The organism is Polaromonas sp. P1_G1 (assembly GCF_056405595.1).
Genome location: NZ_JBFUBU010000053.1, coordinates 17,671 through 31,502 on the forward strand (window position 1 = coordinate 17,671; position 13,832 = coordinate 31,502).

15 protein-coding genes are annotated in these 13,832 nt (G+C 65.1%); 4 read left to right on the top strand and 11 right to left on the bottom strand.

All coding sequences use genetic code 11. The annotated features are described in order from the left end of the window. Window positions 1-8 precede the first annotated feature (8 nt). Window positions 9-467, bottom strand: a complete 459-nt coding sequence (locus AC1D1Y_RS22225; protein ID WP_477684255.1) for a (2Fe-2S)-binding protein — start codon at window positions 465-467, stop codon at window positions 9-11. Between the two features lie 176 nt (window positions 468-643). Beyond that, window positions 644-1,216, bottom strand: coding sequence for a TetR/AcrR family transcriptional regulator (locus tag AC1D1Y_RS22230; protein WP_436153676.1), 573 nt, complete (start codon window positions 1,214-1,216; stop codon window positions 644-646). 136 nt (window positions 1,217-1,352) lie between these two features. Between AC1D1Y_RS22230 and pdxH the strand changes: the two genes are divergently transcribed. Then, window positions 1,353-2,003, top strand: a complete 651-nt coding sequence (pdxH, locus tag AC1D1Y_RS22235; protein ID WP_477684256.1) for a pyridoxamine 5'-phosphate oxidase — start codon at window positions 1,353-1,355, stop codon at window positions 2,001-2,003. Between the two features lie 30 nt (window positions 2,004-2,033). Here the strand turns inward: pdxH and AC1D1Y_RS22240 are convergent, their stop codons facing one another. Genes AC1D1Y_RS22240 through AC1D1Y_RS22265 form a run of 6 tightly spaced genes read right to left on the bottom strand, consistent with a single transcriptional unit; the run spans window position 2,034 to window position 8,022 of the window. Beyond that, on the bottom strand, window positions 2,034-3,389 hold the full coding sequence (locus AC1D1Y_RS22240; protein WP_477684257.1) for an ATP-dependent Clp protease adaptor ClpS: 1,356 nt from the start codon (window positions 3,387-3,389) through the stop codon (window positions 2,034-2,036). A 30-nt stretch (window positions 3,390-3,419) separates the two neighbouring features. Next, window positions 3,420-3,908: a 2-amino-4-hydroxy-6-hydroxymethyldihydropteridine diphosphokinase gene (gene folK / locus AC1D1Y_RS22245; protein WP_477684258.1), complete on the bottom strand. Its 489-nt coding sequence runs from the start codon at window positions 3,906-3,908 to the stop codon at window positions 3,420-3,422. 25 nt (window positions 3,909-3,933) lie between these two features. Next, entirely contained in the window at window positions 3,934-5,547 is a 1,614-nt protein-coding gene (gene pcnB / locus AC1D1Y_RS22250) for a polynucleotide adenylyltransferase PcnB (protein WP_477684259.1), read from the bottom strand. Between the two features lie 6 nt (window positions 5,548-5,553). Further along, window positions 5,554-6,231, bottom strand: coding sequence for an HAD family hydrolase (locus AC1D1Y_RS22255; protein WP_477684260.1), 678 nt, complete (start codon window positions 6,229-6,231; stop codon window positions 5,554-5,556). Continuing rightward, the gene (hda, locus tag AC1D1Y_RS22260) at window positions 6,228-6,914 is read right to left on the bottom strand and encodes a DnaA regulatory inactivator Hda (protein WP_477684261.1); all 687 of its coding nucleotides are present in this window, start codon (window positions 6,912-6,914) and stop codon (window positions 6,228-6,230) included. The genes AC1D1Y_RS22255 and hda overlap by 4 nt, the downstream gene beginning before the upstream one ends. Window positions 6,915-6,948: 34 nt before the next feature. Further along, a complete protein-coding gene (locus tag AC1D1Y_RS22265) occupies window positions 6,949-8,022 on the bottom strand; it encodes an AI-2E family transporter (protein ID WP_477675770.1) in 1,074 nt (357 codons plus the stop codon). A gap of 190 nt (window positions 8,023-8,212) precedes the next feature. Between AC1D1Y_RS22265 and purM the strand changes: the two genes are divergently transcribed. Continuing rightward, window positions 8,213-9,253, top strand: coding sequence for a phosphoribosylformylglycinamidine cyclo-ligase (gene purM, locus AC1D1Y_RS22270; protein WP_477684262.1), 1,041 nt, complete (start codon window positions 8,213-8,215; stop codon window positions 9,251-9,253). A gap of 10 nt (window positions 9,254-9,263) precedes the next feature. Here the strand turns inward: purM and AC1D1Y_RS22275 are convergent, their stop codons facing one another. Together AC1D1Y_RS22275 and AC1D1Y_RS22280 are read right to left on the bottom strand one after the other, a co-directional pair. Further along, entirely contained in the window at window positions 9,264-10,133 is an 870-nt protein-coding gene (locus tag AC1D1Y_RS22275) for an EamA family transporter (RefSeq protein ID WP_477684263.1), read from the bottom strand. After that, complete coding sequence (locus AC1D1Y_RS22280) at window positions 10,130-10,645, bottom strand: hypothetical protein (RefSeq protein WP_477655175.1); 516 nt, start codon at window positions 10,643-10,645, stop codon at window positions 10,130-10,132. The genes AC1D1Y_RS22275 and AC1D1Y_RS22280 overlap by 4 nt, the downstream gene beginning before the upstream one ends. 121 nt (window positions 10,646-10,766) lie before the next feature. Between AC1D1Y_RS22280 and AC1D1Y_RS22285 the strand changes: the two genes are divergently transcribed. Both AC1D1Y_RS22285 and AC1D1Y_RS22290 read left to right on the top strand, forming a co-directional pair. Next, window positions 10,767-11,690 carry a LysR family transcriptional regulator gene (locus AC1D1Y_RS22285; protein WP_477684264.1) on the top strand — a complete coding sequence of 308 codons (924 nt, stop codon included), beginning with the start codon at window positions 10,767-10,769 and terminating at the stop codon, window positions 11,688-11,690. A gap of 87 nt (window positions 11,691-11,777) precedes the next feature. Then, window positions 11,778-12,755: a ParA family protein gene (locus tag AC1D1Y_RS22290; protein ID WP_477684265.1), complete on the top strand. Its 978-nt coding sequence runs from the start codon at window positions 11,778-11,780 to the stop codon at window positions 12,753-12,755. Window positions 12,756-12,770: 15 nt separating this feature from the next. On the opposite strand, the gene metE is transcribed toward AC1D1Y_RS22290, so the two are convergent. Then, the coding region (gene metE / locus AC1D1Y_RS22295) for a 5-methyltetrahydropteroyltriglutamate--homocysteine S-methyltransferase (protein WP_477684266.1) at window positions 12,771-13,832 on the bottom strand (1,062 nt) is incomplete at its 5' end.

Consider the following 13,832-nt stretch of genomic DNA (forward strand, 5'->3'; position numbering starts at 1 on the left):
GTTCTCCTTCAAGCCAGGGTTTGGGCGGCGTCTTTGATGGCGGCGCGTATGCGCACATAGGTGCCGCAGCGGCAGATGTTGCCGGCCATGGCGCCGTCGATGTCGGCGTCGCTGGGCTTGGCATTGGCCTTGAGCAAGGCGGTGGCGCTCATCACCTGGCCGCTCTGGCAGTAGCCGCATTGCGCCACGTCATGCTTGACCCAGGCGTCCTGCACCGCTTTGCCCACACGGTCGGTGGCGACGGCTTCAATGGTGGTGATTTTCTGGCCCGCGGCGGCCGAGATCGGCGTGATACACGAACGTATGGCCGCGCCGTTGAGGTGCACGGTGCAGGCGCCGCACAGCGCGGCGCCACAGCCGAACTTGGTGCCCGTCATGCCCAGCGTGTCGCGCAGGGTCCAGAGTATGGGGGTGGATCCGTCGGCGTTGACGGCGGTGTCCTTGCCGTTGATGTTGAGGGTGGGCATCGTGGAACTCCTTGCAGTTGTTGTTAGGGGAAGCGGGAAAACGGGGGGAAACGGGTCAGCGGAGAAATCTGGAAGCGACTTGTCGAATTTATATTCGCTTAAAGCACGGTTTTTATCAAAATAACTTGGCCCGCGAATATCAGGGGGTATTCACTTTCGGGAGGCCGTCCAGGCGATCAGGCCTTGATGGCGTCCCAGCACAGGCCGAAGGCCGCCTGGCGCACGGCCTCGTCATCGGGCAGCACCTGCGTACGTATCAGGTTGGCGGTCTCCCGCACCGAACCCACCACGCTGGCCGTCAGCAGCGGTAGCGGCACGGGCTTGAAGATTTCCTGCTGCTGGCCTTCTTCCATCAGCGCCAGGAAGCTCGCCGCCAGCCGGGTCGACAGCTCGCGGTTGCCTTGCGTGAACCAGGGGGAGTTGTAGTACTGTTCCTGGAACACCACTTCGGCGTGGCGCTCCAGCCGGTGCCGCAGCAGGTTGCACCAGATGCGCCGCACCCGGCTACGAAGGGGCGCGCCGGGGAGCACCCCGTCCATCAGGCGCTGCATGGTCGCGGTCTTGGCTTCTTCGTAGAGCTGGCTGATCAGCTCGTCCTTGGACGGGTAATAGACGTAGAGCGTGCTGGTGGCGATGCCGGCCGTGCGGGCGATGTCGGCCATGGTCAGGCCGCTCAGGCCGGTCTGGGCCACCAGGTTGAAGGTGGCCTCGGCAATCGCGCGCTGCTTTTCGTCGTCTTTGGGCTTCATGGGGAAGCTCAGAATATAAGCGAATATTAATTCGTTATCAAGTCCCTCCTCAAGCCTCTCAAAAAGGCAAGCCATAAGGTGCGGACCAAGGCCGGCTGCGCGCAGGGGCATGGGCCGAGCGGGCACAATCATGGGCATGAGCCAGCCCACCCTCTCCATTGCCGACCTGCGCAAAAGCTACGAGCGCGCCGAACTCAACGAAGACGCCTCGCAAGCCGACCCGCTCAGGCAGTTCGAGCAGTGGCTGCAGGAAGCCATCGCGGCCGAGGTGCCCGAGCCCAATGCCATGACCTTGGCCACCGTGGCCAGCGACCTGCGCCCCTCCACCCGCATCGTGCTGATCAAGGGCTATGACGAGCGCGGCATCACCTGGTTCACCAATTACGACAGCCGCAAGGGCCGGGAACTGGCCGGCAACCCTTATGCGGCGCTGCAGTTCCATTGGGTGGAGCTGGAGCGCGTGGTGCGCATCGAGGGCGTGGTCGAAAAAGTCTCCGCCRAGGAAAGCGATGCCTACTTCAACACCCGGCCGCTGGATTCCCGCATAGGCGCCTGGGCCAGCCCGCAAAGCGAGGTGATCGCCGGGCGCGGCGTGCTGGTGGCCAACGCGGCCAAGTACGGCGCGAAATTTTTGCTGCAGCCCCCACGCCCGTCGCACTGGGGCGGCTACCGCCTCAAGCCCGACAACTGGCAGTTCTGGCAGGGCCGCAAGAGCCGGCTGCATGACCGGTTGCGGTATACGCTGCAGGGTGATGGCGGCTGGCTGCGCGAGCGGCTGGCGCCTTAGTCGACACTCGCTTCACGGAGCTGTTGAACGTCAGTTGCCATTGTGGTGTGGCGGCTCCTGGCAAGCCCGAGCCTCCACAGCCCGGCAAACGAATGGATGACCTTGATTGCGAGCCGCCTCGGTGACAGCCGCTGCAATGGCCTCTGCCCTGTCCAATCCGGCTGTCGGCACCAAAGCGCCACCATTCTTGTGGATCTCCAACATCAAGATGATCGCTTTTTCCCGGTCAAGCTGCAGTTGCTGCATGAGGGTCGTGACGACGAATTCCATCGGTGTCTTGCTGTCATTCAGTATTTCGACACCCGTGGTAAAGCCAGGTGTCGAAAAATCGTCCAACGACAACAAGCTTGTTTCCGCGGGAAAGACACGCGTTGCCGCAATAGGATCCGGGAACGGATGAGGCGTGCCTCTTGTGGCATGCAGGATCACCTTCCAAATGATATTCCCATCGGTCGAAAGGCCGCTAAAAGTTTTGCCGGGAATCAGATTCAGCACAAACAGAAAAGCGTTGTAAGCGGTAAACGTAAAGGCCACGCACTTGCCAAACGCGCTCGTGGGCCAACCAAAAATTGCGATGTACAGCAATGTCAGCAGAAACAAGGCGCACTGAGCCAGCAGGCCCGCTGAGAACACAAGCAGGGTGTCTCGAACTCCGCGTGGGGCCTGGACATTGCATTGACCGCCCAAGCCGGAAATATCAACAGAGAACACTTTGAGACCAAGCAATCGCGCGGCGGCAAAATGACCTAGCTCGTGAATTGAAATGAGAGCCAAAAATGCGAGGCAGTAGTAGAGCCACTCTGTCAGACTGAACCCTGAAAAGATGGAGAGCATCRAACCACCGGCCGGCAAGGACCAATGAATCCGTAACGGGGCACCTTGCACTGTTGCAACCTTGAGGGACCAGGAATTCACGCCTGCAACGCCCGATGGTGCCGCGTTGTTCACACCCCAGGTACCACGCATTGTTCGCATGCCGATCACCGTGGAAACCAGACCCAGAAGTACCACGAACACCGCCCAAACAAGGCCTTCATACCGTTTCCCTGAAACCAGCACGAACGCCAGCCATGCGCCTGCAACAATCAAGAGAGTTGCGATCACCCACCACGCAACGGGATGCAGCAATGATTGGTACTTGTTAGGCCGATTGAGCAGCAGGCGCCAACCGACAGACAGCAGGAATGCTGCGATCAGCCCTGGTACAGCCAGCATCGCCAGGACAAAAACAGGCTGCTCGGCAAAAACCCTTGAGTTCAATTTGATCGCAGCAAAACCAACCAAGGCTACGAACGGCATGCCTGCCACCAGTGCAAGCGCGCCAATGCCGCGCAGCACCCATGGGTCCACTCCGCGTTTAAGCGAATCGTTGATTGAATCTGCCATAGCGGGTGAACCGTGAATCCGTTGAGTGCGCTACAGGCCTGAAAGCCTCTCGATGCGCTGCTGCACCACGGCCGCCAGCTGCGCGGCACTGACCAGCCCAGGCGCAATTTCCGCCAACGGTACCAACACAAAAGCGCGTTGCCACATGCGCGGATGGGGCACCGTCAGGTGGGGCGACTCAATGTGCCCGCTGCCGTACATCAGCAAGTCAAGGTCCAGCGTTCGCGGGGCGTGCAGGTAGGGCCGCTCGCGGCCTGCAGACAATTCGATCCGGAGCAGATGCTGCAGCAAAACCGGCGCCGGCAGGCTGGTTTCGATTCTGAGAACAGCATTGAAGTAATCCTCTCCCGATGTCTGGACTTGCGCGCCATCGGCAGTGGTGATGGGCGCAGTCCGGTAAAGGCTGGATCGGGCGATCACTGCGGTGCCCGGCAGGCGGGCCACATCCTTCGTAGCCTGTGCGAGCGCGGCGGCCGCATCACCGAGGTTGGCGCCCAGGCCAATGTAGGCGTCAACCATGCCCGTGCTCTGCGCGCCTCGTGGCTTACTCGCCGTCGTTGCCTGCGGGAGCAGGAGCCGCAGCAGCGTCGCCACCCGCACCACCGCGATTGGCCGGCTTGCGGCGGCGCCGGCGTTTTTTGGCGGGTGCGGCGTCGCCCTGCTCGCCGGACGCATCCGCATCGGGCGTGCCGCGTTCGGCGCGGTCTGCCTGGCCGGCGCCCGCTTCGGCATCGGGGCGCTTGACGCGAACCCGAGGCGCCTGCGGTTTATGTTGCTGCGCCTGGCGCGCCTCTTCGATCATCGCGTGGCGTTCGTCGTCGTAGGCGGTGCTGAATTTCTCCCACCACTCGGCCAGTTCCATGTCAATCTCGCCGGTCTGCGCGCGCAGGCGCAGGAAATCGAAGCCGGCGCGAAAGCGCGGCTGCTCGAGCAATGAATAGGGCGCGCTGCCGCTGCGTTTTTCAAAGCGCGGCTGCATGGTCCAGATCTCGCGCATGTCGGTACCCAGCTTGCCACGGCCCGACACGTCGCCGATCTTGGCGTTGAAGGCATCGTCGATCGCGTCCTGCAGCGCGGGCATGAGGTGCTCACCGCGCTTCTTGCGCTGCTCCCAACCTTCGCGCACGTCGGCCCACAGCACGCAGGACAGCAAAAAGCTGGGTGCCACCGGCTTGCCTTCGCCGACACGGCGGTCGGTGTCCTGCAGGGCCAGCTTGAGGAAGGGTTCATCGGCGTTTTCAACCACCACGTCGAGCAGCGGGTAGATGCCGGTGCCCAGGCCCAGGAACTTGAGCTGGGCGATGCTGGCCAGCGCATGGCCGGTCTGCAGCAGCTTGAGCATTTCGTCGAAGAGGCGCGACTGCGGCACGTCGGCCAGCAGGCCCTTCATCTCGCGAAGCGGCGCCACCGTCTTGTCTTCAAACTTGAAACCCAGCGCGCTGAGCTTGGCCGCGAAACGCACGGCGCGGATGATGCGCACCGGGTCTTCGCGGTAGCGCACGGCCGGGCTGCCGATCATGCGGATGATTCTTTTCTTCGCGTCCTTGATGCCGTTGTGGTAGTCGACCACCACCTGCGTTTCAGGGTCGTAGTACATCGCGTTGATGGTGAAATCGCGGCGCGCGRCATCCTGCTCGATGGGGCCCCAGACGTTGTCGCGCAGCACCCGGCCGGAGGCGTCGACGGCGTGTTTCATGCCGGCCAGTTCGCTCTTGCTGGTGCGCTCGTTGCCGCCGACCTGCTCGGCCAGGCTGCTGTCGAGGTGGGCACGGAAGGTCGAGACCTCGATGACCTCATGCTCGCGGCCACGGCCGTAGATGACGTGCACGATGCGAAAGCGCCTGCCGATGATGAAGGCGCGGCGGAACAGGGACTTGACCTGCTCGGGCGTGGCGTCGGTGGCGACGTCGAAGTCCTTGGGCCGCAGGCCCACCAGCAGGTCGCGCACCGCGCCGCCGACGATGTAGGCCTCATAACCGGCGTCCTGGAGCGTGTGCACCACGTCCATGGCGCGGTCGTCCACCAACTTGACGTCGATGCCGTGTTCCTTGACGCCTACGTCCTGGCGCTGCCCGAAGGGGGATTTTTTGGCCCGTTTGGCACCGGGCTCCGTGCTGTCGGACTTGCCGAACAGCTTGTCGATGAATTTTTTGATCATGAAATACTAGGTAAACAGCTCAAGTATGCGCCATCCGCGCTCTACCGCCAGCGCCCGCAGGCGCTCGTCGGGGTTGGTGGCGACGGGGTGGGCGGCCTTCTCCATCAGGGCCAGGTCGTTCAGGGAATCGGTGTAGAACGTGGTTTCCACGTCGTCCCAGGACAGCCGGCGGGAGGCCAGCCATTGTTCCATCCGCGTGACCTTGCCTTCGCGGGCCGAGGGCGTGCCCCGGATTTCACCGGTCACCCAGCCCTGGGCGTCGCGTTCGAGCTCCACCGCGATCAGCTCCTTGACGCCGAAAGCGTCGGCGATGGGCCGCGTGACGAATTCATTGGTGGCGGTGACGATGAGCAGCTCGTCGCCCGCCGCGCGGTGGCCCTCCACCAGGGCCAGGGCCTGGGGCGTGATGGCTTTTTGCACGACCTCCCGCATGAAGCGGGCATGGGCGGCGGCCGAACTGGCGGCACCCCGCTCCCGGATGGCCCGGGTGGCGAAACGCACGTAGTCGTGGATGTCCAGCGTGCCGGCGCGGTAATGCTCGAAGAATTCGGCATTGCGGCGTTTGAACTCGGTGCTGTCGCACCAGCCCAGGGCAATCGTGAACTCGCCCCATTCGTAATCGGAATCGATGGGGATCAGCGTGTGGTCCAGGTCGAACAACGCGATCTTTTTCTTGCCCGTCATTCACTCTCCAGCATGGACTTGATCAGGGGGATGGTGATGGCGCGCTTGGTTTGCAAGGCGTAGCCGTCGAGCTGGTCCAGCAACTGCATCAGGCTGCCGAGGTCGCGCGAGAAGCGGGTCAGCATGAAATCCATGGCCTCGTCGCTCAGGAACACGCCGCGCGCATCGGCCTCGCGCCGCAGCACGGCGCGCCGCTCGGGTTCGGTCAGGGCCTGTAGCGCGAACACATGGCCCCAGCCCAGGCGGGTGCGCAAGTCCTCGCGCAGCGCCAGGTCGGCGGGCGGCACATTGCCGGCGGCCAGCACCCAGCGCGGCCGGCCGTCAGGAGCGCTGAGCGCGTTGACGAACCAGTTGAAGGCCGCCTGTTGCTGCACCGCGGTGTAGAGGTGGCAGTCGTCCAGGATGACGGCGGCCCAGGCGTCGTTGAATTCGGGCGGCTCCAGCAGCGAGGCGTCCATCCAGCCGCTGGCGGCGCCCTGCTCGCGCAGCGCCTCGCGCACGGCCTTGAGCAGATGGGTCTTGCCGCTGGCGGTTTCACCCCAGAGGTAGGTGGGCACGGGTGAACGCAGCGTATTGCCGGCCCAGAGCTCCAGGTGCTTGAGCGCGGCCTCATTCGGCCCGCCAAAAAAATTGGCGAACGAGGGAGCCGAAGCCAGCCCGATGTCCAGCGCAATCTGTTTCATGCCCGCCATGTGCTTATCCCAACCTCATCCAGCCTCACCCGGCCTTGTAAAGCCGGCTGGACATGTAGCTGGCTTTGACGCGCCGTATGCCCACCAGCAGCACGGCGCTGGCCGGCAGGGCCACCAGCACACCGACAAAGCCGAACATCTGGCCGAAAGCCAGCAAGGCAAAAATCACCGCCAGCGGGTGCAGGCCTATGCGCTCGCCCACCAGGCGCGGCGTGAAATACAGGCTTTCCACCACTTGCCCGATGCCGTAGACCACGGCCACCATGACCAGCGCCTTGAGCGAGGCGAATTCGAGCAGGCCGGCCAGCACCGCCAGCATCAAGCCCAGGCCGAAGCCGAGGTAGGGGATGAACATCGCCAGGCCGGTGAAAACGCCGATCGGCACGGCCAGGTCCAGGCCGAACAGGGCCAGGCCCACGGCATAAAACACCGCCATGATCAGCATGACCAGCAGCTGGCCGCGCAGGTACTGGCCCAGCACCGCGTCGGCCTCTTTGGTGAAGCTGTCGAAGCCGCCGCGCAGGTGGGGCGGCACCAGCTCGAGCACGCGGGCAACAAACTTGTCCCAGTCCATCAGCAGGTAAAACAGCGCCACCGGGATCAGCACGGCATTGCCCATGATGGCCAGCGCCACGCTGCCGCCCAGCTTGAGCGAGGACATCAGCGAAGTGAACAAGTCCTCGAAATTGGCATTGAGGTACTTCACCACAAAGGCCTTGATGCTGGCCACGTCCAGCGACACATGGATGCCGAACTGCGCCAGCCAGGGGGCCAGGCTGGTGTTCAGCCTGTCGGCCAGCAGCGGCACCTGCTCGCGCAGCACCGGCAGTTCCTTGGCCATGATGGGCACGATCAGCAGGAACAGGCTCAGCAGCACAACGATGAAGAGGAATTCGACCACGATCACCGCCACCACGCGCGGCAGGCGGCCCTTGCCCATGGAATCCAGCCGGTTGACCAGCGGCGTCAGCGCGTAGGCCAGGACGGCGGCCACCACAAAGGGCGTGAGCACCGGCCCGAGCAGCCACAGCGCGAGAACGACCAGTGCGGCGATCAGGCACCAGGCGGCGGCGCGTTTTTGGGTGGTGGTGAATTGCATAAAGCCTTGGGTTGAGCGGGCCGGAACAGGCCGCATAAGGGCCTGAAAGCGGCCGGATGGGTAGCCTTTAGAATCTCAGGCTGAATTCTATCGGGCTTGCAGGCCCCTCCAGCGCCGCAAACCCGCCTTCCAGCCCCCTCATCCGCCCTACCGTCCCTCTACCGCCCCAACCCGTAGCAAAGCCGACACCATGACCACCTCTTCTTCTTCCCCCCTGAGCTACAAAGACGCGGGCGTCGACATCGACGCGGGCGACGCGCTGGTCGAGCGCATCAAGCCCCTGGCCAAAAAAACCATGCGCGAAGGCGTGCTGGCCGGCATTGGCGGCTTCGGCGCGCTGTTTGAAGTGCCCAAACGCTACAAGGAACCCGTGCTGGTCAGCGGCACCGACGGCGTGGGCACCAAGCTCAAGCTGGCCTTTGAATGGCAGATGCAYGACACCGTGGGCATMGACCTGGTGGCCATGAGCGTCAACGAYGTRCTGGTRCARGGCGCCGAGCCGCTGTTTTTYCTSGATTACTTCGCCTGCGGCAAGCTGGACGTGGACACGGCCGCGGCTGTGGTCGGCGGCATCGCCAGGGGCTGTGAACTGAGCGGCTGCGCCCTGATTGGCGGCGAAACAGCCGAAATGCCCGGCATGTACCCGGCCGGCGAATACGACCTGGCCGGTTTTGCCGTGGGCGCGGTCGAAAAATCCAAGATCCTGACCGGCAAGGACGTCAAGCCCGGCGACGTGGTACTGGGCCTGGCCAGCAGCGGCGTGCATTCCAACGGTTTCAGCCTGGTGCGCAAATGCATAGAGCGTGCGGCCGGCAATGCGCCCGCCACGCTGGACGGCAAGCCCTTCAAGCAGGCCCTGATGGAACCCACCCGCCTCTACGTCAAGAACGTGCTGGCCGCGCTGGCCGCCCACCCCATCAAGGCACTGGCCCACATCACCGGCGGCGGTTTGCTCGAAAACATCCCGCGCGTGCTGCCCGAAGGCACGGCCGCGCAACTCAAAAAGGGCAGCTGGCCGCAAACCGAGCTGTTCGCCTGGCTGCAAAAAACCGCCGGTATCGATGACTTCGAGATGAACCGCACTTTCAACAACGGCATCGGCATGGTCGTGGTGGTGGACGCCGCCAACGCGCAGGCCACGGCCAAGACCCTGCGCGACGCGGGTGAACAGGTTTATGAGATCGGTGTGATCGCGCCCAAGGGCGACGGCGCCGCGGTCACCGTCAACTAAACCAGGTAGGTCAAGCCAGCGCAAGCCCCGCCACACCCAGCAGCATCAGCGCCGCGCCCAGCACCTGCGAGGGCTTCAGCGATTCCTTGAGCAGCCGGGCGCCCACCAGCGTGCCTATCAACATCGACATCTCGCGCACCGGGGCCACATAGCTGAGCGGCGCGGACTGCACGGCGAACAACACCAGGCAGTAGGCCAGCGGCGAGAGCACACCGACCCGCAGAATCGCCGCGCGGTGCTTCCGCCACTGCCCGCACAGCGCGCCGCGCTGGTGCAAGGCCCAAGGCGCGAGCAGCACCGTGCGAAACGCCAGGCTCGTGGCGTAGAACAGCACAGGCGCCATGCCCAGCGACTTCACCGCCCAGCCATCAATCACGGTATAGCCGGCGATGCAGACGCCGGTCAGCGCGCCCCAGAGCACGCCGCGCCGGCGCCGCTGCACATCACCGCTGGCGGCACCCGTGGCGCCACCCGCCGTCATGAAAACACCGGCCAGCACCAGGGCCACGCCGAGCCAGCCCAGCACGCTGGGCAGTTCGCCGAGCAACACCACAGCCCCCAGCACCGCGAGCAGCGGCCCGGTGCCCCTGGCCATGGGATAGACCACGGCGAAGTCGCCCGCCCGGTAGCCTTTTTGCAGCACCAATAGATAAACCACATGCACCAGCGCGCTGGCCAGCACGGCCAGCCACATCCAGCGGTCAAAGGCCTGCGGGTGCAGATGCCAGGCCACCAGGGCGACCGGCGCTGCAGCCGCCACGCTGACGCAGCCGAACAGCCAGACGAAGAGCGTACCGCCAGCCGCGCGCTTGGCCACGATGTTCCAGAGCGCATGGCAGACCGCCCCCGCGAGCACCAGTGCCAGCGTGTGGGCATTCATGCCGGCGCGCCGGGCTCGGGCAGGCGGAAACGGCTGTCCAGCAAGACCTTGACGCGCCCGGCCACGGCTTCGCACTCTTCCGGGCCGAGCGGCACGAACCCCGATGCCCAGGCCGCCATGTCCGCCCAGCGCGGGAATTTGGGCGACTCGCCCCAGCGCCAGTCGGGATTCAGCGCCTGCCGGTTGCGCCCCAGCACATGCAGATGCACGCGGCGATGCGCCTGGACGTCCTTGGGCCCGGCGGGCGGGGCCTGGTCGTTGAGCGCCCAGTTGCCGGCCTCCCAGTAATTAAGGCAGCCGTCGTGAAGGGCCGGCAGCACGTCCAGCATGGCGCGGCCGGTGGCGGCCACCAGGCAGGACCAGCGCGCCAGTTCCAGCGGCGCCAGTTCGCTGCGCTCCCAGACCGGCCGCGGCGGGTTGACGACCAGGTGGCCGCCGTCGCGGCGGTCGCACAAAAGGGCATCGGGGAGGAGCAGGGTGCCGCCGGGGCAGCTATGCAAAACAAGGGGCATGAGGAAAGCCTTTGACAGTGGATGATGAGCAGGAATCATCAACGATGTCCTGGTTGACGGCCATAATCGATGAATTTCCTGAAAATAACACCATCACCCATCGATAAAGCGGCCCCCAATGATGAGTAAATCAGATGAGATTAATCCCCAGGCACTGCCGCTGAATGCCGTGCGGGTGTTTGTGGAGGCCGCCCGGCAACTCAACTTCAGCCGCGCCGGCCGCGTGCTGGGCATGAGCCAGGGTGGTGTCAGCCGTCACGTCGCCACGCTGGAGCGCTATTTCGGGCAGCCCCTGTTCGCGCGCAGCGGCACGTCGGTGCGCCTGACCGATGCCGGGCGCCTGTATTTCGACACGGTGCAGGAAGCCCTGTCGACGATAGAGCTGGCCACCCGGCAGCTGGCGCAAAGCCAGGCCGGCGCCCGCCTCATCGTACGCACCTCGCTGCCCACCTTTGCGATGACGACGCTGATCCCCGCCCTGCCCGGCTTCCAGCCCGCGGCCCCGGTGGCGGTGGACCTGGTCACCTCGCTGTCGCCGCCGGGCCCGGCCGACAGTTACGACGCGCTGATCACGCGCGACCTGGCCGTCGCCGGCGCCGAGCACTGGCTGCTGGCCGCCGAAAACCTGGTGTGCGTGGCTTCCCCGGCGCGTTGCCGCGAGTTCGCGAACCAGCCCGTCAGCCAGTGGCAGTTTCTCGCGGCGCAGTCGCGGCCCGACGTACTGGCCGCCTGGTCTGCGCAGGCGGGCCTGCAGGCGGCCGCCATCCAGGTCAGCGCCAGTTTCGACCACTACTTCCTGGCGATCGCGGCGGCGACGGGCGGCATGGGTCATCTCGTGGTGCCTGAACTTCTGGTGGCCGAGCCCTTGCGCCAGGGCCATCTGCTGCGTGCCACGCCGGCCGTGGTCCGCGGCGACGCCAGCTATTCCGCCTATATCAACCCGCGCAGCACCGTCCCCGAAACAGGCCGGGCGTTTTGCCGCTGGCTCAAGGGCCGGCTCAGGGAGGCGCCGGAGGCCGAATCGGCTGCGCTACAAAAACACTAGCTGCGGGGACCGATGCCGACTGGCTTGCGCTGGACTTTTTGTTATTTCTGTATCAAACTGTTCCTCTGATCCGTCTTTGGAGCACGCATGCCGGTCATCGCAGTCGTCAACCGCAAGGGAGGCAGTGGCAAAAGCACACTGGCCGCGCACATCGCCGCCTGGTGCGCGCGCAACGGCAGCTCTGTCATGCTGGGCGACGTGGACCGACAGCAGTCGGCGCGCAGCTGGCTCAAGCGCCGCGACGCCGGGCTGCCAGCCATCGCCCCCTGGGCCGTGGACCAGAAAAACATGCTGCGCGTGCCCACCGGCATCACCCACGTGGTGCTCGACACCCCGGGCGGCATGCACGGTTTCGAACTCGCGCGGGTCGTGATGTTCGCCGACGCCATCATCATGCCTGTGTGCAATTCCATGTTCGACCGGGAATCCGCGGCGCAGTGCCATGCCGACCTGATGGCATTGCCGCGTGTGGCCAGCGGCCGCTGCCGCCTCGCCACCGTGGGCATGCGCATAGACGGGCGCACCAGCGCCGCGAAAGTCCTGGAGGAATGGTCGGAAACCCTGGGAATGCCCTTTCTGGGCGCGCTGCGCGAAACCCAGCTTTATGTGCGCAGCCTGGAACGCGGCATGACGATGTTCGATTTGCCGGCCAGCGCCGCCGCACCCGACCTCGCCCAATGGCAGCCCATCCTCAACTGGCTCAGGCCCACGCTGTACCCGCCGCAGGCGGCCAACGACGCCCCCGAGCACACGCAGGCCAGGACCGTGGCCAAGGTCCCGACGCAGATGATCGCGCCCCGGCCTTCGGTCGCCGCGACACTGGGCGCCAGGCCGCTCAACCCGGCGCCCGCGCAAAAAACAGCCACGTCGCGCCCGGGCAGTTCCCTGCCCGGCAGCCTGATGCCCGCGCAGGAATCGCTGATACACGGCGCGCGCATGTCCGCCCAGAGCACGGCCCGCGCGGTGGGCCGGCCCGTCCAGGTCAGCAGCGCGCCTGTCATGTCACGCAACGTGAATTCACCCGACGGCATGCAGATTCCGCAGTTCCTCAAGCGCGGTACCTGACGCGCCGGACTGGCTTCAGGCCGCGAGTTCTTCGCGGACCTCGCGCGCAGCCTGCACCATATTGCCCAGCGCCGCTTCGGTCTCAGGCCAGCCCCGGGTTTTGAGGCCGCAGTCGGGATTGATCCAGAGGTTTTCCGCCGGAATCACCGCCACCGCCTTGCGCAGCAGCCGCACCATCTCGTCCACCGTGGGCACGCGCGGTGAATGGATGTCGTAGACGCYGGGGCCTATCTCGTTGGGGTACTTGAAGTCGCCGAAGCCGCGCAGCAATTCCATGTCGGATCGGCTGGTTTCAATCGTGATCACGTCGGCGTCCATGGCCGCGATTTCCGGCAGGATGTCGTTGAACTCCGAATAGCACATGTGGGTGTGGATCTGCGTTTCATCGGCCACGCCGCTGGCGCTGATGCGGAAGGCGCGCGTAGCCCACTCCAGGTAGGGCTTCCAGCCGGCGCGGCGCAGCGGCAGGCCTTCGCGTATCGCCGGCTCGTCGATCTGGATGATGCCTATGCCCGCGCCCTCCAGGTCCACCACCTCGTCGCGAATCGCCCAGGCGATCTGCCCGGCGGTCAGGCTGCGCGGCTGGTCGTCGCGCACAAACGACCACTGCAGGATGGTGATGGGACCGGTCAGCATGCCCTTCATGGGCCGTTTCGTGAGGCTTTGCGCATACACCGTCCAGGCCACCGTCATGGCCGCGGGGCGCGCCACGTCGCCGTAAATCACCGGCGGCTTGACGCAGCGCGAGCCGTAGGACTGCACCCAGCCGTTGGCGCTGAAGGCAAAACCGTCGAGCTGCTCGCCGAAATATTCGACCATGTCGTTGCGCTCGGCCTCGCCGTGCACCAGCACGTCCAGGCCCAGCGCTTCCTGCTTGCGCACCGCCAGGCGGATCTCGGCCTGCATTTTTTCGGCGTACTGCGATTTGCCGATCTCGCCGCGCTTGAAGGCCGCGCGCGCGGCGCGTATCTCGGCGGTCTGCGGAAACGAACCTATCGAGGTGGTCGGAAACAGCGGCAAGGCAAAGCGCGCGCGCTGCACCTGCTGGCGACGGCTGAAAGGCGACGGCCGCTGGTC

Coding starts and splice junctions, on each gene's coding strand:
- AC1D1Y_RS22225 (WP_477684255.1), bottom strand. CDS start 467: ATGCCCACCCTCAACATCAACGGCAAGGACACCGCCGTCAACGCCGAC.
- AC1D1Y_RS22230 (WP_436153676.1), bottom strand. CDS start 1,216: ATGAAGCCCAAAGACGACGAAAAGCAGCGCGCGATTGCCGAGGCCACC.
- folK (WP_477684258.1), bottom strand. CDS start 3,908: ATGGTTGACGCCTACATTGGCCTGGGCGCCAACCTCGGTGATGCGGCC.
- AC1D1Y_RS22255 (WP_477684260.1), bottom strand. CDS start 6,231: ATGACGGGCAAGAAAAAGATCGCGTTGTTCGACCTGGACCACACGCTG.
- hda (WP_477684261.1), bottom strand. CDS start 6,914: ATGAAACAGATTGCGCTGGACATCGGGCTGGCTTCGGCTCCCTCGTTC.
- AC1D1Y_RS22265 (WP_477675770.1), bottom strand. CDS start 8,022: ATGCAATTCACCACCACCCAAAAACGCGCCGCCGCCTGGTGCCTGATC.
- AC1D1Y_RS22275 (WP_477684263.1), bottom strand. CDS start 10,133: ATGAATGCCCACACGCTGGCACTGGTGCTCGCGGGGGCGGTCTGCCAT.
- AC1D1Y_RS22280 (WP_477655175.1), bottom strand. CDS start 10,645: ATGCCCCTTGTTTTGCATAGCTGCCCCGGCGGCACCCTGCTCCTCCCC.
- AC1D1Y_RS22285 (WP_477684264.1), top strand. CDS start 10,767: ATGAGTAAATCAGATGAGATTAATCCCCAGGCACTGCCGCTGAATGCC.
- AC1D1Y_RS22290 (WP_477684265.1), top strand. CDS start 11,778: ATGCCGGTCATCGCAGTCGTCAACCGCAAGGGAGGCAGTGGCAAAAGC.